The sequence below is a fragment of the Bradyrhizobium sp. genome (genome assembly GCF_036735945.1).
In the GTDB taxonomy this organism is placed as follows: domain Bacteria; phylum Pseudomonadota; class Alphaproteobacteria; order Rhizobiales; family Xanthobacteraceae; genus Bradyrhizobium.
Window position 1 is genome coordinate 66,930 of the sequence record NZ_DAINNI010000005.1, and the last position, 17,248, is coordinate 84,177.

At 64.4% G+C, this 17,248-nt stretch carries 13 protein-coding genes; 11 read left to right on the top strand and 2 right to left on the bottom strand.

Annotated elements, in window-relative coordinates; all coding sequences use genetic code 11:
- Nucleotides 1-8 precede the first annotated feature (8 nt).
- Nucleotides 9-1,715, bottom strand: coding sequence for a methyl-accepting chemotaxis protein (locus V7E26_RS03385; RefSeq protein WP_324413478.1), 1,707 nt, complete (start codon nucleotides 1,713-1,715; stop codon nucleotides 9-11).
- A gap of 481 nt (nucleotides 1,716-2,196) precedes the next feature.
- On the opposite strand from V7E26_RS03385, the gene V7E26_RS03390 reads away from it, so the two are divergent.
- From V7E26_RS03390 to V7E26_RS03420, 7 genes are all read left to right on the top strand, one after another.
- On the top strand, nucleotides 2,197-2,796 hold the full coding sequence (locus V7E26_RS03390) for a hypothetical protein (RefSeq protein WP_324413480.1): 600 nt from the start codon (nucleotides 2,197-2,199) through the stop codon (nucleotides 2,794-2,796).
- Nucleotides 2,797-2,911: 115 nt separating this feature from the next.
- Nucleotides 2,912-4,294, top strand: coding sequence for an ethanolamine ammonia-lyase subunit EutB (locus V7E26_RS03395; RefSeq protein WP_324413482.1), 1,383 nt, complete (start codon nucleotides 2,912-2,914; stop codon nucleotides 4,292-4,294).
- Between the two features lie 152 nt (nucleotides 4,295-4,446).
- On the top strand, nucleotides 4,447-6,036 hold the full coding sequence (locus tag V7E26_RS03400) for a B12-binding domain-containing radical SAM protein (RefSeq protein ID WP_324413484.1): 1,590 nt from the start codon (nucleotides 4,447-4,449) through the stop codon (nucleotides 6,034-6,036).
- A 6-nt stretch (nucleotides 6,037-6,042) separates the two neighbouring features.
- Entirely contained in the window at nucleotides 6,043-6,816 is a 774-nt protein-coding gene (eutC, locus tag V7E26_RS03405) for an ethanolamine ammonia-lyase subunit EutC (RefSeq protein WP_324413486.1), read from the top strand.
- 90 nt (nucleotides 6,817-6,906) lie between these two features.
- Nucleotides 6,907-8,922, top strand: coding sequence for an acyltransferase family protein (locus V7E26_RS03410; protein ID WP_324413488.1), 2,016 nt, complete (start codon nucleotides 6,907-6,909; stop codon nucleotides 8,920-8,922).
- 356 nt (nucleotides 8,923-9,278) lie between these two features.
- Complete coding sequence (locus V7E26_RS03415) at nucleotides 9,279-11,669, top strand: efflux RND transporter permease subunit (protein ID WP_324413490.1); 2,391 nt, start codon at nucleotides 9,279-9,281, stop codon at nucleotides 11,667-11,669.
- A 58-nt stretch (nucleotides 11,670-11,727) separates the two neighbouring features.
- The gene (locus tag V7E26_RS03420) at nucleotides 11,728-12,786 is read left to right on the top strand and encodes a hypothetical protein (protein WP_324413492.1); all 1,059 of its coding nucleotides are present in this window, start codon (nucleotides 11,728-11,730) and stop codon (nucleotides 12,784-12,786) included.
- Between the two features lie 81 nt (nucleotides 12,787-12,867).
- Here the strand turns inward: V7E26_RS03420 and V7E26_RS03425 are convergent, their stop codons facing one another.
- Nucleotides 12,868-13,371, bottom strand: coding sequence for a hypothetical protein (locus V7E26_RS03425; protein WP_324413494.1), 504 nt, complete (start codon nucleotides 13,369-13,371; stop codon nucleotides 12,868-12,870).
- A 440-nt stretch (nucleotides 13,372-13,811) separates the two neighbouring features.
- Between V7E26_RS03425 and V7E26_RS03430 the strand changes: the two genes are divergently transcribed.
- The 4 genes from V7E26_RS03430 to hpnE all read left to right on the top strand — a co-directional run bounded on the left by V7E26_RS03430 (nucleotide 13,812) and on the right by hpnE (nucleotide 17,198).
- Entirely contained in the window at nucleotides 13,812-14,051 is a 240-nt protein-coding gene (locus tag V7E26_RS03430; protein ID WP_324413496.1) for a cysteine rich repeat-containing protein, read from the top strand.
- 179 nt (nucleotides 14,052-14,230) lie between these two features.
- The gene (gene hpnC, locus V7E26_RS03435; protein ID WP_324413498.1) at nucleotides 14,231-15,109 is read left to right on the top strand and encodes a squalene synthase HpnC; all 879 of its coding nucleotides are present in this window, start codon (nucleotides 14,231-14,233) and stop codon (nucleotides 15,107-15,109) included.
- Nucleotides 15,106-15,945 carry a presqualene diphosphate synthase HpnD gene (hpnD, locus tag V7E26_RS03440; RefSeq protein WP_324413500.1) on the top strand — a complete coding sequence of 280 codons (840 nt, stop codon included), beginning with the start codon at nucleotides 15,106-15,108 and terminating at the stop codon, nucleotides 15,943-15,945. The genes hpnC and hpnD overlap by 4 nt, the downstream gene beginning before the upstream one ends.
- Nucleotides 15,945-17,198 (top strand): hydroxysqualene dehydroxylase HpnE, encoded by a 1,254-nt coding sequence (gene hpnE / locus V7E26_RS03445; protein WP_324413502.1) that lies wholly within the window; start codon nucleotides 15,945-15,947, stop codon nucleotides 17,196-17,198. Before hpnD ends, hpnE begins: the two co-directional genes overlap by 1 nt.
- The last annotated feature ends 50 nt before the right edge of the window (nucleotides 17,199-17,248 follow it).

Sequence of the window (17,248 nt, forward strand, 5' to 3'; positions counted from 1 at the left end):
CGCCGCGGTCACGTCCCGGTCTTGCGCATCTGCTCTGAGGAGTCCTCGCGCAAGTTCCGGAAGAATTGTTCGACCTCGCGGGACAGCGTCTCGGCGGTCGCCGTCAGTTCGCTGGATGCGGTGAGGACGGAAGCCGCCGCCGTGTTGGTGGTGCCGATCGACTCGCTCAGCGAATTGATATTGACCACCAGCGTGCCGTTGCCCTGCGCGGCGAGCTGCGCGTTCGACGAAATCTCGCGGGTCGCGGAATCCTGCTGCTCGATCGCGCTGGCGATGATCGAGGTCACCTCGTTGATGTCGCGCACGGCATTGCCGATCTCGCGGACGGCTTCGACCGAGGTCCTGGTCGAGGTCTGGATCAGCCCGACATTCTGGCCGATTTCGGCGGTCGCTTTCGCGGTCTGCTCGGCCAGCGCCTTGACCTCGTGGGCGACCACGGCGAAGCCGCGGCCGGCGTCGCCGGCGCGGGCGGCCTCGATGGTCGCGTTGAGCGCCAGCAAATTGGTCTGCTCGGCGATCGCCTGGATCAGGTTGAGCACGCCGTCGATGCGCTGGGTCGCGGCGGCAAGCCCCTCGATTTCGGAGACGGATTTTTCGGTGCGCTGGCCGGCCTGCTCGACAGCGCTGGCCGATTGGCGCACCTGGCGGCCGATTTCCTCGACCGAGGCGGACAGTTCCTCGGCGGCGCTGGCGACGGCGGAGACGTTGCTGGACGCCTGCTCGGTCGCGCCGGAGGCGGCCACCGCGCGGCCGCTGGCATCCGAAGAGACGCTGGCGATGGTCTGCGCGGTGTCGCGCATGACCGTCGCATTGTCGGTGACGGCGCGCACGACGCCGCCGATCGCTTCGCGGAAGGCGTCGACCGAGGCCTCGATGTGGCGGGTGCGCTCCTCGCGCGCTTCGGAATCCTCCAGCACCTGCGAATTGAGGTTGCGGTTGCGCTCCATCGCTTCCTGGAAAATCTTGATGGCGCGGGCCAGCGCACCGATTTCGTCGCCGCGGCCGGTGTGCGGCACTTCGACGCCTTCGGCGCCGTCGGCGACCTGCTTGATGGTCGAGGTGATGACCGAGAGCGGCCGCGCGATCGAGCGGGCGATGATCAGCACGCCGATGACGACCACCGCCAGCGCCAGGACGCCCAGGCAGGTCAGCACGAAGGCCAGCGTATGATTGGTATCGGTCTGCTGCGCCAGTTTCTTGCTGCGTTCGGCATAGACCTTGGAGAGCGCCTCGAGATCCTTGTTCAGCGCCGTGCGCACCTCGCGGTTGGCGTCATTGTCGCCCCATTCGCGGCCTGCCGCCGCGTTGATCTCGACGCCGCGACGAACCAGCTCCTTGCGGAAGTCGACGAACTGCTCGATGCGCTTCTTGAAGGTGGCGAATTGCTGGGCGTCGTCGGCCTGCACCAGTTCCTGCCAGTTCTTGACGACCTCGACGATGCGCGCGTTGAACTTGAGCAGCCCGTCACCGTACTTCTTCACGACGGCCGGTTCGGTCGACATGTAGACGCCGCGCGATTCCATCACGACCGCATAGACCAGCGAATTGATGCGCTCGACATTGAGCGCGGCGCGGCTGGCGATCGAGACCTGCTCGGTGAGTTCGGCGTTCTGGTTGGAGTTGTACTGGGACAAAGCCGTGATGGCCGCGACCAGCACCGCGAACAGCGCGAAGATCGAGTACAGCTTGGCTGCGAGCGAGAAACGGGATGCCATGACGCCACCAGGAAACGAGCGAGGGAATTGCAAATCCGGCCATGTCGGCGTGCCAAAGCGCGCCGCATGCCGTCGATATGGGCAAAGTGTGCTGAATCTTGATGGACATTGTCTTAACGCGCGAAACTGGAACGGCTGCAACTAAGGATCAATAATCAAGATAATTCAGTCCATTAAGACCTTTGCGCGAATTGTCTCGCCGGGAAAAATCGGTATCTCCGTGCGACCATGGCGAGATGACGCTGCATCGCCGCAATTGCAGGTCGCGGCTTCGGCCATGTTGCGACGCAGTGACCTTGACGGTGGCGTCGGCAACCGGGAATAGTCGGGTGTCGCTATTCGCAACTGAAGGGATTGGTTCTCACCCCGCCCATTTCGCCGTCGTCAGGCGTCCCTTCACCGAATCGAGCTAGACAACGAGCAGGCGAGGGATTCGTCAAACCCGCCGTGCCGCTTCAATCGGGAATGAGAACTGGAACTGATGACCCAAAGTGCCGTCCTGCCGGGCAATGCCGAACTCTATCTTCACGTACGGGTGCTGATCGGAATCATCCTCGGGCTCAGCGTGACGCGTCTGGTCAGCGGCATCGCCTCAATCGTCCAGCATCCCAAGCGCTACCGGATCTGGTCGGTTCATCTCGGCTGGGTCGCCTGGGCGTTGGTGAACGTGGTCACGTTCTGGTGGTGGGAATTTCGCCTCAACCTCATCACGCACTGGACGTTCGGCTTGTACTTCTTCGTGTGCGCCTACGCGTCGATGTATTTCTTCCTCAGCGCGCTGCTCTTCCCCCAGGATCTCGAGGAATACAAAGGCTATCAGGACTACTTTCTGTCCCGCCGCCGCTGGTTCTTCGGCTTTGCGGCCCTCACCGAAGCGCTCGATGTGATCGACACCTGGATCAAGGGCGAGGCGCATCTGCAGTCCTTCGGGCCGGAATATCTCATATCGGTCGGCATATTCATCCTGCTCTGCGGCGTCGCCTCGATAACGCGCAACGTGAAATTCCACGTGCTGTTCGTGTTCGCCGCGCTGGTCTATGAGATCAGCTTCTTTACCCGCAATTTCAGTACGCTGAACTAGCAGGCTGCGCGGACGGTGAGCATCCTGTTCGAAAATGCCCGACTCTTGTTCCGGATCGTCGCGCGCATGGTGATAGGGTAGCCTTGGCATCGGGCTGATACGGGTTTCGGGAAACATGATCTATCGCCAGGCCATAGGTGCGACCTCCTACGTATTCTCCGATCTGCGCGAACTGCTCGCCAGGGCGACGCCGCCGCGCTCCGGCGACCGTCTGGCCGGCGTCGCGGCCGAAAGCGCGGAAGAAATGATTGCGGCGCGGATGGCGCTCGCCAATGTGCCGCTGAAGCAGTTCCTCAACGAGGCGGTGATCCCCTACGAGGCCGATGAAGTCACGCGGCTGATCATCGACACCCACGCGGCACAGGCTTTCGCGCCGATCTCGTCGCTGACCGTCGGCGGCTTCCGCGACTGGCTGTTGTCGGATGCAGCCACCCGCCAGACGCTGAGCGGGATCTCGCGCGGGGTGACGCCGGAAATGGCCGCCGCTGTCTGCAAGCTGATGCGCAATCAGGACCTGATCCTGGTTGCCAGCAAATGCGCGGTCACCGCGGCGTTCCGCAACACCATCGGCCTGAAAGGGCGGATGAGCGTGCGGCTGCAGCCGAACCATCCCTTCGACGATGCCAGGGGCATTACCGCCTCGATCCTCGACGGCATCCTGCTCGGCGCGGGCGACGCCTGTATCGGCATCAATCCCGCCAGCGACGATCCGGCCGTCATCGGCGGGCTGCTGCGGCTGCTCGACGGCATCATCTCGCGGCTGCAGATCCCGACGCAGGGCTGCGTGCTCACCCACGTCACCACGACGCTCGGCCTGATCGGACAGGGCGCGCCGGTCGATCTCGTGTTCCAGTCGATCGCGGGAACCGAGGCCGCCAACCGCAGTTTCGGGGTCGATCTCAAGCTGCTCGGCGAGGCGCGCGAGGCGGGACTGTCGCTGCGCCGAGGCACGGTCGGCGACAATGTGATGTATTTCGAGACCGGGCAGGGCTCGGCGCTGTCGGCCAATGCCCATCACAATGTCGACCAGCAGACCTGCGAGGCGCGGGCCTATGCGGTGGCGCGCGCGTTCGATCCGCTGCTGGTCAACAGCGTGGTCGGCTTCATCGGTCCGGAATATCTTTATGACGGCAAGGAAATCATCCGCGCGGGGCTGGAGGATCATTTCTGCGGCAAGCTGCTCGGCCTGCCGCTCGGCGTCGACGTCTGCTACACCAACCATGCCGAGGCCGACCAGGACGACATGGACAATCTGTTGACGCTGTTGGCCGCCGCCGGCGTCACCTTCATCATGGGCGTGCCCGGCGCCGATGACGTCATGCTGAACTACCAGTCGACCTCGTTCCACGATGCGCTGTATATCCGCGACCTCTTCGGCTTGAAGCGGGCGCCGGAGTTCGACGACTGGCTGGTGCGCGCGGGTCTTGCCGACGCCGAGTTCCGCCTTGCGGGCAACGCGGGCCTGCTGCCCGAATTTGCCTCGCGGCTGCTCGCCTGAGCGCCGGCCAGGACGCTGGCTCCAGCTCCTTCATATTTTCTTGAAACCAATTGAACCCGCAACGAGTTAGGAGCCACTGTCACAATATTGAAGAATTGCTGGCCCAGCTTTCAATGTCGTGGTTAAATTCATGCCAGCCTTGAGGAAATTTGATGAGAGCTGAAGGCATCGGAACGGCACGGCGTATCCTGTGCGTCTTCCCGCGCTATACGTCGTCTTTCGGTACATTCGAGCACGCTTATCCCCTGACTGATGGCGTCCAGGCGTTCATGCCGCCGCAGGGCCTTCTCCTGATCGCCGCCTATCTTCCGGCGGACTGGCCGGTTCGTTTCGTCGACGAGAATATTCGTCCCGCCACCAAAGAAGATTTCGAGTGGGCGGAAGCGGTGTTCGTCAGCGGCATGCACATCCAGCGCCAGCAGATGAACGACATCTGCCGCCGCGCGCATGCCTTCGACCTCGCGGTGGCGATCGGCGGGCCGTCGGTGAGCGCGTGTCCGGATTATTATCCCTCGTTCGATTACCTGCATGTCGGCGAACTCGGCGATGCCACCAACGAGCTGATCGCGCGGCTGGCGCGCGATCCGTCGCGCCCGGCGCTGCAGATGGTGCTGACGACCAGCGATCGCCTGCCGATGACCGAGTTCCCGATTCCCGCCTATGAGCTGGCCGAGGTCAGAAAGTATTTTCTCGGCAGCATCCAGTATTCAAGCGGCTGCCCCTATCAGTGCGAATTCTGCGACATCCCCGGCCTCTACGGCCGCAATCCGCGCCTGAAGACGCCGCAGCAGATCACCGCGGAGCTCGACAAGCTCCGGGAGTGCGGCGTTACGGGTTCGGTCTATTTCGTCGACGACAATTTCATAGGCAATCGCAAGGCGGCGCTCGATCTGTTGCCGCATCTGGTCGAGTGGCAGAAGCGGACCGGCTATGTGATGCGGCTGGCCTGCGAGGCGACGCTGAACATCGCCAAGCGGCCCGAGATTCTGGAGAAGATGCGCGAGGCGTTCTTCGTCACCGTGTTCTGCGGCATCGAGACGCCCGATCCCGACGCATTGAAGGCGATGCACAAGGACCACAACATGATGGTCCCGATCCTCGAGGGCATCCAGACCATCAATTCCTACGGCATGGAAGTCGTCTCCGGCATCATCATGGGGCTCGACACCGACAAACCGGAGACCGGCAACGCGCTGCTCCGGTTCGTCGAGGACTCGCGGATCCCGCTGCTCACGATCAATCTGCTGCAGGCGCTGCCGAAGACGCCGCTGTGGGATCGGCTCGAGAAGGAAGGCCGGCTGGTCAATGACGACGACGGCCGCGACTCCAATGTCGAGTTCCTGCTGCCTTACGATCAGGTCATCGAGTCCTGGCGCAAGTGCATGGAGGTCGCCTACGAGCCCGCGAGTCTGTTCGCGCGCTACCAGCATCAATGCGACTACACCTATTCGCGGCGGATCAAGGTGCCGATAAGCCCCGAGCAGAAGAGCTGGGCCAATATCAAGCGCGCCTTGATCATGCTCCGGAACATCTTCTGGAAGGTCGGTGTGCTCGGCGACTACAGAAGGGTGTTCTGGAAGTTCGCGCTCGGCCGTCTTCGCCGCGGAGACATCGAGGGCCTGATCGGTCCGGCGATGATCGGACATCACCTGATCATGTTCGCGCGAGCGGCGTCCGGTGGCCAGCAGAACGCATCGAACTATTCGATCCGGCTGCGCGAGGCCTCGGTTCCTGCCGAGTAGCACGCCATGAATACGCCGGCGCCGCCGTCCCGTCCGCTCGAAGCCTTGCGGGAGCTGACGCCGGCGCGCGTCGGGCTCGGCCGGTCCGGCCCGGGCATGCCGACCGAGGCACTGCTTGCCTTCACACTCGACCATGCCCGCGCGCGCGATGCCGTGCATGCCGCTTTCGACGCGAAGCATCTGGTGGACGGCCTGGCCGGTCTCGGTTTCGAGGTCAGCGCCGTCTCCAGCCAGGCGCGCGATCGGCGCGATTATCTGCGCCGTCCCGATCTCGGACGCATGCTGGATTCGGACTCGCGGCGCGCGCTGGAGACGCGAGGTGGCGGCGCAAGCGAGATCGTGATCGTGATCGGCGACGGGCTGTCGCCGGCGGCGGTCAATGTCCACGCGCTTGAACTGGTCCGTCATCTCGCGCCGCGCCTTGCGGAGGCGGGTATCCAGCCCCGCCATGTCGTGGTCGCATCAGGCGCGCGCGTGGCGCTGGGCGACGAGATCGGCGCCGTGCTCGGGGCGCGGATGGTGGTGATGCTGATCGGCGAGCGGCCCGGCCTGTCGGCGCCCGACAGCCTCGGCGCCTACCTGACCTTTGCGCCGCGCATCGGCCTCACCGACGAGAAGCGCAACTGCGTGTCCAACGTCCATGGCGCAGGGCTGAGCTATGATGACGCCGCCTTCAAGATCGCCTGGCTGGTGCGTGAAGGCGTGGTGCGCGCGGTCACCGGCGTGGCGCTGAAGGACGAGAGCGGAACCGCGCTGATCGCAGCCAAACCTTCCGATTGACACCCGAAATCGTTTGGACCTGTGGCCGCGCCGCCGTTGTGAGCCGATCCGCGCCTGATATAAGCGGGCGAGCAGCGGGCAGGACAGGCGATGGAGAAGGCGGGGGCATTGCAGTCGACGGCCAGGCACGCCGGCTCGGACGGGTTCCGGCTTGATATCAACGCGCTGCGGGCGCTGTCGGTGATTGCCGTCGTCGGCTTCCATTTCCAGATCCCGGGATTCGCCGGCGGGTTCGTCGGCGTCGACGTGTTCCTTGTCATCACCGGCTATCTCATGACGACGAAGGTGCTCAACGACCTGCGGCTCGGCCGCTTTTCGCTGTGGGCCTTTGGCATGATGCGGATGCGCCGGATCTATCCGGCGCTGGCGGTCGCGGTCGCAGCCTCCGTCGTGATCGGCTGGTTCGTGACCTTGCCGGCCGAATTTCTCAAGCATCTCCTGCAGGCATTGTCGGCGCTGGCCTTCGTGTCGAACTTCGCCTTCAACAGCGACAACGGCTATTTCGCCATGGCCGCGCAGACCAAGCCGCTGCTGCATACCTGGTCGCTGTCGCTGGAGTGGCAGTTCTACATCTGGATGCCCCTTATTGCGTGGCTCGTCTGGCGGCTCGCAGCCCGCACCAAATCATCATTCGGCGCCGTGACGATCGCGCTGTATGTCTTCGCCGCGCTGTCGCTGGCCTGGTGCCTGTGGGCAAGCCAGCACGATGCGATGGGATCGTCGTTCTTCTCGCTGCGTGCCCGCGCCTGGGAGCCGCTCGCGGGCGGATTGATCGCCGCCGCCGAAATCAGCCGCCGATCGCAAGGCGTAAAAGCTTCCCGGCTGGAGCAGCCCGTCATCGCGCTCGCCGGCTGGGCGCTGGTCGCGGGATGTACCGTCTACCCTCTGCCCGAAGCGCGATGGCCGGGCGTTCTCACCATCCTGCCGATCCTCGGCGCATCCATGATCGTCGCGGCGCGGCAGGGGGCGGGCGAAGGCAGCGTGCTCGCACTATCGGCGGTGCAGCGCATCGGCGACTGGTCCTACTCGATCTATCTGTGGCACTGGCCGATCTGGGTATTCGCGCTGAGTTGGCTCGCGCTGCGCGGCTACGAGGTCGGGGCTGCGCAGAAGATCATCATGGTGTTGGCCTCGCTGGCACTCGGCGCGCTGTCCTACCGCTACGTCGAGCAGCCGGTCCGGACGCGGCGCGAGTTCTGGACACAGCGCCGGCTGCTCAATGTCTCGGGCGTCTCGTTTGCCGTGTTCGCCGGCTTCGTCTCGCTGGCGTTTCTCAATCACGGTTTTCCGGGCCGGTTGCCGGATTATCTGTTGCCCGCCGAACTCGCGCGCCGGACCAACACGCCGCGCGACGAGTGCTTCCGGAACGCCAACTCGACCAAGATAGTCGCCGAGACGTATTGCAGCTTCGGCAGCGCGCCAGCCGCGGGCCGGCCGACCGCGATCCTGTGGGGCGATTCCTTTGCCAATCAATATCTCGAACCGATCTCGTCGGCGGCACGCGACAACGGCATCCACGGTTTGATCGCGACCCAAAGCGCGTGCCGGGCCTTCGTCGACGATGCCGCCGTCAATGCGGGCGATCAGCCGCCGTGCCGGCAATTCAATCGCAGCACGCTCGACTTCGTGCTGGTGCAGGCGGAGCCGAGCATTGTCGTGCTCGGCAGCAATTGGAACAATGCGACGGAAATTTCCGCGCTGGCGGACCGGTTGCTTTCGTCGGGCAAGACCGTCGTCGTGATCATGCCGCTATTGGACATCGGCTTCGACCTGCCGCAACGCTGGATCGAAAACCAGATCCGTGCGGGCAAGGCGATCGGCGAATGGAAGGTCGAGGCGGGCCCTGCGATTACCAGGAGCGATATCCGCAAAGAAGTTGCGCGCGCGCTCGATCCGTACCGGGACAATCCGCACCTTGTGATGGTCGACCCGCAGTCCGTCGTCTGCGAGCAGGGCTCTTGCTACCTGGTGCGGGACGGGCAGGCCAATTTCCGCGACACCGCGCATATCTCCAACGTCAATGCGCTTCAGTACCGCGGCCTGTTCGACGCCGCGTTCAGGGCGGCGCTGCGCGCCGGGACCGAGGCGGAGAGGAAAAAGGATTGACGGTCGCGCACCCTGGGCCGGCGGTTTTCCGCCTCCCCGAAAAGTGACCTGACGTGGCTGTGCCGTCCGTTGCGGGCGGCATTGGCACCACGGGTGGAAACGCCGCGAGGCGGTCGTTTACAGGTGTGGCAAATCAGAGACTTAAAGCCGATTTTCGTCACGTCCGGGGCCATTTGCCGGGTCCCGCATGCTTGCCGGACGGGGTTCGGCCCTGTAAAACGGCGGCCGTTAATTTACCGCGTGATTTCAAGGGCTAGAGCCCATCGAACAGGGGCCGTCAAAGCCGCATTCGCGCCACCAAGCTGCATAAAACCAAGCGCTGCATCGAACCGGACGACGTGAGAACTGGACAGGGTATGCTCGACAAGAACTCCGAAAGTCGCGTCCACGTCGAAGCCATCGAAGAACCGCCGCCGGGCAAGAGCATCGCCTTTGGACTTGAGCGGATGGGCCTGATCGCCGTCAAGGCGCCGATCATGTCCATGGTGATCCTCGTCGTGCTGATCGTCGCGGCGCTGTTCGGCATCCAGCGGATCAAGATCGACGACTCCCTGAGCCAGCTGTTCCGCTCCGACTCCAAGGACTACAAGCAATACGAGGCCGTGACCAAGCGCTTTCCGGCGACCGAGTTCGACGTGCTGGTCGTGGTCGAGGGCAAGACGCTGCTGGCCCGCGAGAACCTCGAAAAGCTCCGTGACATGGTCACGGACCTGCAACTGATCGAGGGCGTGCGCGGCCTGGTCTCGCTGTTCTCCGCGCGCCAGGCGCCGGAGCCCGGCAAGCTGCCGGCCGCGCTGTTCCCGCCTGAATTGCCGCAGGGCGAGGCCTACGACAAGTTCGCCGAAACCGTCAAAGCCAACGAGATCATTCGCGGCAAGCTGCTGTCGGAAGACGGCACGCTGGCCCTGATCGTGCTGTCGCTGGAACCGAAGATCGTGTCCTCCAACGATCTCGGCAAGGTGGTGGGCGAGATCAGGAAGGTCATGGCCGACGATCTCGCCGGCAGCGGGCTCAACGCGCAGCTTTCCGGCGTTCCCGTCATGCAGCTCGAAATCCGCAATGCGGTGAAGCGCGACGGCCTGACCTACAACATTCTCGGCATCCTGGCCGGCTGCATCATCGCGATCATCTTCTTCCGCAAGATATCGTTCATGGTGGTCGCGGCGTTCCCGCCGATCATCGCGATCCTGCTTGCGCTCGGCGGCCTCGGCTGGGCCGGTTTCAATCTCAACATGTTCCTGAACGTGATGACGCCGCTCATCATGGTGATCAGCTTCTCGGACTCGATGCAGCTCACGTTCGCGGCGCGCGACCGTCTGATTGCGGGGCAGGACAAGTTCACCGCCTTCACCAACGCGGTGCTGGTGGTCGGCCCGGCCTGCGTGCTGACCCACGGCACCGCCGGCATTTCCTTCATCGCCCTGCAGTTCTCCGATTCCGAACTGATCCGCAAATTCGGCGAGGCGGGCCTCGCCGCGACCATCATCGCGCTGATCGCCGTGCTCTCGCTGGTGCCGGTGTTCGGCGTGCTGTTCGTCCGCAACGAGAAGATCTTTGCGGTCAAGTTCCAGAGCGCCGACGCCGGCGTGCAGGCGCTGCGCAACTTCTGCTACTGGATCGCGGTCCGCATGGTCGGCCGCCCCGGGCTGTTCAGCCTGCTCGCGTTGCTCCTCGTCGCCGGCCTCGGCTACATCTACGCCACGCTGGAGCCGCGTTATCGTCTGGCCGATCAGGTGCCGGACAAGCGGCAGGCGGTGGAGGCGTCGAGCCGTCTCGACGCCAAGCTCACCGGCGCCAATCCGATCGACGTGCTGATCGAATTCCCCAAGGGTGCCTCGCTCTATGCGCCGGATACGTTGAAGACGATCGCCGAAGTTCACGCCATGGTCGAAAAGTCGGCCGGCGTCGGCAACGTCTGGTCGCTGGAGACGCTGCGCCGCTGGCTCGCGGAGAAGGCCGGCAGCAACGACGTCGCGACGCTGAAGGAATATGTCAGCGTGATCCCCGAGCATCTGGTGCGCCGCTTCATCTCGGCTGACCAGGACGCCGTCGTCGTGTCGGGGCGCGTTGCCGATCTCGATTCCAGCGAGATCCTTCCCGTGGTCGACAAGCTCGACAAGGCGCTCGACACGGTGCGCGCCGAACATCCCGGCTATGAGATTGCGGTCACCGGCCTGTCGGCGATCGCGGCGCGCAACAGCGCCAACATGATCTCGAAGCTCAATCACGGCCTGACGATCGAGTTCCTGCTGGTCGCGATCTTCATCGGCCTCGCGTTCCGCTCCGTCGTGGTGATGTTCTCCTGCATCCTGCCCGGCATCTTCCCCGTGGTGGCGTCGGGCACGGTGCTGTGGATCCTGGGCGAGGGGCTGCAATTCGCCAGCGTCGTCGCGCTCACGGTGTCGTTCGGCCTCGGACTGTCAGCCACCATCCACTTCCTCAACCGCCTGCGGCTGGAGAGCAAGCCGGGCGTCACCTCGGCGCTCGCGGTGGAGCGCGCGACCGTGCTGGTCGGTCCGGCGCTGATCCTGACCACGGTGGTGCTGGCCTGCGGCCTCGTCGTCACCGTATTCTCCGATCTGCCGTCGCTGCGGCTGTTCGGCTGGCTCAGCGCGTTCTCGATGATCGCAGCCCTCGTCGCCGACCTCTTCATCCTGCGGCCGACCTCGATGTTCCTGATCAACCTGTCGGAAAAGATCCGCGGCGTCGACCACGGCAAGGCGGCGGAGAACAAGCCGGCCGGCTAGCTGCTGCTGCCGAACGATCAAGGGCGGCCGATCAACGGCCGCCGCAAGGGGGTGGGGAATGACGTCTGCGGGACCAGCCAAACGTCCGGCGGCCGATGCCGCCGCCTACCGCGCGGTCGAACACATCTACCATTCCTATCTCACCGGGCTGATCCTGATGCTGGCCTCGCGGGCCGGCGCGCCGCGCGCGGCGGAAGTTGTGTTTCGCACCTTCCGCCGGCAGCAACTGGCGCGCTTCCTGCCGGGACTGCAGAAGCTCGGCCTCGACCGGCTGCCGCATGCGGTCGCCTGCGCGCAATATCACTACCTGTCGAACCAGGTCGGCGGCGTGAAGGTCGAGTACGTTCATGAAAGCGACACCAAGGCCTGGGTGCGCTATCCGCCGCCGCGCTGGATCTGGTCGGGCACGGCGATCTGCGGCATTCCCTCGGAAGTATCGCGGGCGATGCTGCGCGGATGGCACGCCAATAACGGCATAGTCCTCGGCAATCCCCGGCTCGGCTTCGTCTGCACCGGACAGACCGTCGATGGCCAGCCGGGCCTCGAGGGATACTACAAGGAATGGGATCGCGACCTCGCGCCCGAGGAGCGGCTGCAGTTTTCGCCGGGCGAGCGCTGTCCGCCGTTCCGCGCCGAGCTTGCGCCGCAGCTCGCGGCGAACACCTGGCCGGAGGAGCGGCTGCAGAAGGTGCTGCGCAATTATGCGATGGAGTACGTCACCTCGATCGTGCCGGAGACGATCAACCTGCTCGGCCCGGAGGAGGGCGGTCATCTCGCCGCAGCGGCGGCGCGGCTGGTCGGCATGCACACCTTTGACGAAGTTGCCTCCCTGTTGGGCGGCGTCGAAGCGGGCGCGGTGGGCTTTGCCAGGGCCTTCGTTCGCCTGGCCCGCGGTCAGGACGATGACGCGGAATTGCAGGTGGAAGGCTCACGCGCAACCGTACGGCAGACCTCGTGGCGGCTGATGGCGGAGCGTGAGGCGCTGTCGCCTTCGGTGTTCGACGCCTGGAACGAATTGTGGGTCGGCGCCGCCCTCGCGCACGACCGCTTCATGCGCGTCGAGGTGGTCGAGCGCCGCGATCGCGGCGATGCCTGCTGGCAGTGGAAATTCGGCTGATCCGGCAATCGCCGATCGCAAAATGGAAAAGGCAGCGCCCTGGAAGCGCTGCCTTTCAAACTGTTCCGGAAGGGCGGCGTATCAGGTCTTGTTCATCGTGATCTTGACGCCGCGGATCTCACCCTTGGAGTCGATCTGCACGACCTGCTTGTTGCCGGTGGTGCGCAGATTGAGGTTGGCGGCGAAACCGGAGGCCTCGACAAACACGTCGATCTGGCCGCCGCCGGCAGTGCCCTGCAGGTTGCCGAAGATATTCCGGCTCTTTTCGCTCCAGTTGCCGGAGATACGCTCGCCCTGGCTGGTGACGTCGCTCGACAGGTCGAATTTGTAGCTGTCGCTGGCGCAGTGCAGATTCTGCTTCAGGCCAAGCCCGCTGGCGTTGACCTTGTAGTCGGCCTTGCAGCGGATGTTCTCGGTGGTGCCGTTGGAGAGCGCGACCGTCCCCGTGCCGCTCCAGTTTCCATCGAAGCCGGCAAACGGCCCGCCGGCCTGGGCGTGGCTGGCGGTGGCCGACAACATCAGCGCGGCGCCGACGCCGGCCGCTGCCATGGCCTGACCGAGCAAGCTGGAACCAAAGAGTTTCATCGTGATTTTCCCATCAAAATAGACGCTTCTGCAAAGATACGTCTCGCCGCATCGAAGATTTAGTGTCCCCGCAGTATCCTAGGTTCAAATGACGGTGTGCCGTTTCCAACCGGTTCAGGCGAGAAAAAAACTCGCACCTGCGACCGAATGGAATCAATTGCCCACATCGGCTCCGCTGAAGCAGCATCTAACTTTGCGTCTCATTGCCCGCAACATCCAATTACGGGACATCTGTGGCAAAAATACACTTTAGATATCAGGTGGTTATTTAACGTGCTGAAGTCGCTCGGGATGCCGCCGTAAATTTGACCGCATTTGCCATGCTTGTCCTTTACTCGTTGCTGCGCTACGCGGCGCCTGCCCATCCAGACAAATCCGTTCCGGCGATGCCGAGCGCTAATCGGGAACAGGGTTTCTTGCTGCCGAAATGAAGGAACAAGATGCGTAAATCTCTCCTCGCCCTCACCTTGTTGTCGATTGCGGTCTCGTCGACCGCCGCCTTCGCGCAGCAACAGCGCAGCGGAACGGCGGAGGAGCAGAAGGCCTGCACCCGCGACGTGCAGAAGTTTTGTCGGCCGGTCATCGACCAGGGCGACCTGACCATCCTGGCGTGCCTCAAGGAGCACCGCCCCAAGATCAGCGCCGCCTGCAACCAGGTTCTCAAGAACAACGGCCAATAAGTCCGTTAATCCTCGCGACAAGGCCATTTTCCGGCTCTATGACGCGCGTCACGGGCGGGGCTAATCAGCCCATATAGCATTGGTTTTGGCTGCGGATTCCCCTATATGGGGCCCGCAATCACTCGGCATGCGCCCAAGCATCGGCGCATGCCGCCAATCCCTGATGATGTAGCCAGTTGATGACCACCGCGAGCGACCTGCGATCCGGAAAGACCCACCGCGACGAGAATTTTCCCGTCGCGTCGTGGATCATCCACCCGCGTCACCGGGCGCTGATCCTTTCATTCTATAATTTCGTCAGGACCGCCGACGACATCGCCGACCACGCGACGCTGAGTGCGGACGAAAAGCTGCGCTATCTCGACCTCCTGGAGGCGGAACTGCTCGGCAAGGGCGACACCCAGAAGGAGGCGGTCGGCCTGCGCGCGGCGCTGGCCGAGCGTTCGATGGCTCCGCGCCATGCCCTCGACGTGCTGGTCGCGTTCCGCATGGATGTCACCAAGCTTCGCTACGAAAACTGGGACGACGTCATCCACTATTGCCGGTATTCGGCGATGCCGGTCGGGCGCTTCATGCTCGACGTCCACGGCGAGAGCACCTCGACCTGGGCGGCGTCGGATGCGCTTTGCGCGGGGCTGCAGATCAACAACCACCTGCAGGACTGCGCCAAGGACTACAAAAATCTCAACCGCGTCTATCTGCCGCGCGACGCGCTGGCCGCCTCCGGCGCATCGGTGGAGATGCTGGGCGAGTCAAGGTCGCCGCCGGCGCTGCTGCAATGTCTGCAGGCTCTCGCGGTCAGGACCGAAACGCTGCTCAATGAAAGCAAGTCGCTCGGCGCCGAGGTGAGGGATTTCCGGCTCGGGCTCGAGATTTCAGTGATCCAGGCCTTCGCCGACAAGATCGTCGGCATGCTCAAGGTGCGTGACCCGCTCAGCGAGCGCGTCCATCTCAGCAAGCTCGAATTGCTCGGACAGAGCCTCGGTGCCGTTGCGGGCGAGATGATCAGCCGCGCGGCGGGACGGCGTCCGCTGGCAAAACCGGCGGCGGGCGCATGACGATCCAGACGGCGGCGGCCAACGCAGATTACGGTACGGCAGCGTCCGGCAGTTCATTCTATGCCGCGATGCGCATCCTGCCGCGCAGTCAGCGCGAGGCGATGTTCCAGATCTACAGCTTCTGCCGGCAGGTCGATGACATCGCCGATTCCGACGGCCCGCGGCCCGAGCGGCTGGCCGCGCTGCAGCAATGGCGCGACGATATCGACGCGCTCTACCGGGGCAATCCGCCGCCGCGCCTGCGGGACTACGCCGCCTCGGTGAAGACCTTCGGCCTCAAGCGCGAGGATTTCCTCGCCATCGTCGACGGCATGGAGATGGACGTGCCGCAGGATATCCGCGCGCCCGACCTTGCCACCCTCGATCTCTATTGCGACCGCGTCGCCAGCGCCGTCGGGCGTCTCTCCGTCAGGGTGTTCGGCATGCCCGAGGACGACGGCATCCTGCTCGCGCACCATCTCGGCCGCGCGCTGCAGCTCACCAATATCCTGCGCGACATCGACGAGGACGCCGGTCTCGGCCGGCTCTATCTGCCGCGCGAAAGCCTGCTGCTCGCCGGCATCACCAGCGACAATCCGCAGAAGGTGATCGCCGAACGCGCGCTGCCGAAGGTTTGTCTGCCGCTGGCCGAGCGGGCGAAAAAGCATTTCGAAAAGGCCGACGAGATCATGAAACGCAATTCGCGCCGCCTCGTGCGCGCGCCGCGCATCATGTCGAAATATTACCGCGCGATTCTGGACCTGCTGCTGGCGCGGGGTTTTGCCTCGCCGCGCGAGCCGGTCCGCGTCCATAAATGGGCGAAGATCGCCATCCTTCTCCGTTACGCGATCATCTGATGCAGAAAAACGCTCATATCATAGGTGCCGGCATTTCCGGCCTCTCTGCAGCCGTGCGGCTCGCCAACGCCGGCTACCGTGTGCACGTCCACGAGGCGACGCAGCAAGCCGGCGGCCGCTGCCGCTCCTATTTCGACGCGGCCACCAATCTCACCATCGACAACGGCAACCATCTCATGTTGTCCGGCAACAGTCATGCCCGGGCCTATGCCCGGTCAATCGGCACCGAGGCCGGGCTTGTCGGGCCGAAGGCCGCGCAGTTTCCGTTCGTCGACATCACGACCGGCCAGCGCTGGCTGCTCGACCTCGGCGAGGGCAAATTGCCGCTCTGGGTGTTCGACGCGGCGCGCCGTGTCCCCGATACCAGGCTGTTGGACTATCTCGGATTGATGCCGCTGATCTGGGCGGGCACCGACAGGCGGGTGGGCAAGACGATCCGCTGCGACGGCGCGCTGTACCAGCGGCTGGTGCAGCCGCTATTGCTCGCCGCGCTCAATGTCGATCCGCCCGAGGGCTCGGCGGGCCTTGCCGGCGCAATCGTGCGGGAGACGCTGCTCGCCGGCGGCGATGCCTGCCGTCCCTTGATCGCACATGACGGGCTCAGCGCGGTCTTGGTCGATCCCGCGATCAAGCTGCTGCAGGAGAAGGGCGCCTCGGTCCAGCTCGGCCACGAACTGCGTGAATTCACCGGCAAGGGCGAGGCCGTCGGCGAATTGAAATTCGGGACCGACACCATCGCGCTCGGCGCCGATGACGTCGTGGTGCTCGCGGTGCCGCCGCGTCCCGCCGCGTCGCTGCTGCCGGGCCTGAAGACGCCGACGAAATTCCGCGCCATCGTCAATGCGCATTTCCGCTTCGATCCGCCCAAGGATGCCGCGCCGTTCCTCGGCGTCATCGGCGGTCTCGTGGAATGGCTGTTCGCCTTTCCGCAGCGTCTTTCCGTCACCATCAGCAATGGCGACCGGCTCGTCGACATGCCGCGCGAAGAGCTTGCGCTGGCGATCTGGCACGACGTCTGCAAGGCTGCGGGGCTGCCGGGCGAGCCGGCATTGCCGCCCTGGCAGATCGTGCGCGAGCGCCGTGCCACCTTCGAGGCGACGCCGGAGCAGAACGCGCTGCGGCCGGGCCCGGTGACGTCGTTCAAAAACCTGTTTCTCGCCGGCGACTGGACCGATACCGGGCTGCCGGCAACAATCGAGGGATCGGTGCGGTCGGGTGATCGCGCCGCCGATCTGGTCCTGGCGAGGCGTTAGTAGCCGCCGGGACAGCTGCGTGACCGGCTTCACAGAACCCGGTCGCGAAT

Bases quoted from the DNA above. Each gene is read 5' to 3' on its own strand.
- V7E26_RS03385 (WP_324413478.1), bottom strand. From the start codon at position 1,715: ATGGCATCCCGTTTCTCGCTCGCAGCCAAGCTGTACTCGATCTTCGCG.
- V7E26_RS03390 (WP_324413480.1), top strand. From the start codon at position 2,197: ATGACCCAAAGTGCCGTCCTGCCGGGCAATGCCGAACTCTATCTTCAC.
- V7E26_RS03395 (WP_324413482.1), top strand. From the start codon at position 2,912: ATGATCTATCGCCAGGCCATAGGTGCGACCTCCTACGTATTCTCCGAT.
- V7E26_RS03400 (WP_324413484.1), top strand. From the start codon at position 4,447: ATGAGAGCTGAAGGCATCGGAACGGCACGGCGTATCCTGTGCGTCTTC.
- eutC (WP_324413486.1), top strand. From the start codon at position 6,043: ATGAATACGCCGGCGCCGCCGTCCCGTCCGCTCGAAGCCTTGCGGGAG.
- V7E26_RS03410 (WP_324413488.1), top strand. From the start codon at position 6,907: ATGGAGAAGGCGGGGGCATTGCAGTCGACGGCCAGGCACGCCGGCTCG.
- V7E26_RS03415 (WP_324413490.1), top strand. From the start codon at position 9,279: ATGCTCGACAAGAACTCCGAAAGTCGCGTCCACGTCGAAGCCATCGAA.
- V7E26_RS03420 (WP_324413492.1), top strand. From the start codon at position 11,728: ATGACGTCTGCGGGACCAGCCAAACGTCCGGCGGCCGATGCCGCCGCC.
- V7E26_RS03425 (WP_324413494.1), bottom strand. From the start codon at position 13,371: ATGAAACTCTTTGGTTCCAGCTTGCTCGGTCAGGCCATGGCAGCGGCC.
- V7E26_RS03430 (WP_324413496.1), top strand. From the start codon at position 13,812: ATGCGTAAATCTCTCCTCGCCCTCACCTTGTTGTCGATTGCGGTCTCG.
- hpnC (WP_324413498.1), top strand. From the start codon at position 14,231: ATGACCACCGCGAGCGACCTGCGATCCGGAAAGACCCACCGCGACGAG.
- hpnD (WP_324413500.1), top strand. From the start codon at position 15,106: ATGACGATCCAGACGGCGGCGGCCAACGCAGATTACGGTACGGCAGCG.
- hpnE (WP_324413502.1), top strand. From the start codon at position 15,945: ATGCAGAAAAACGCTCATATCATAGGTGCCGGCATTTCCGGCCTCTCT.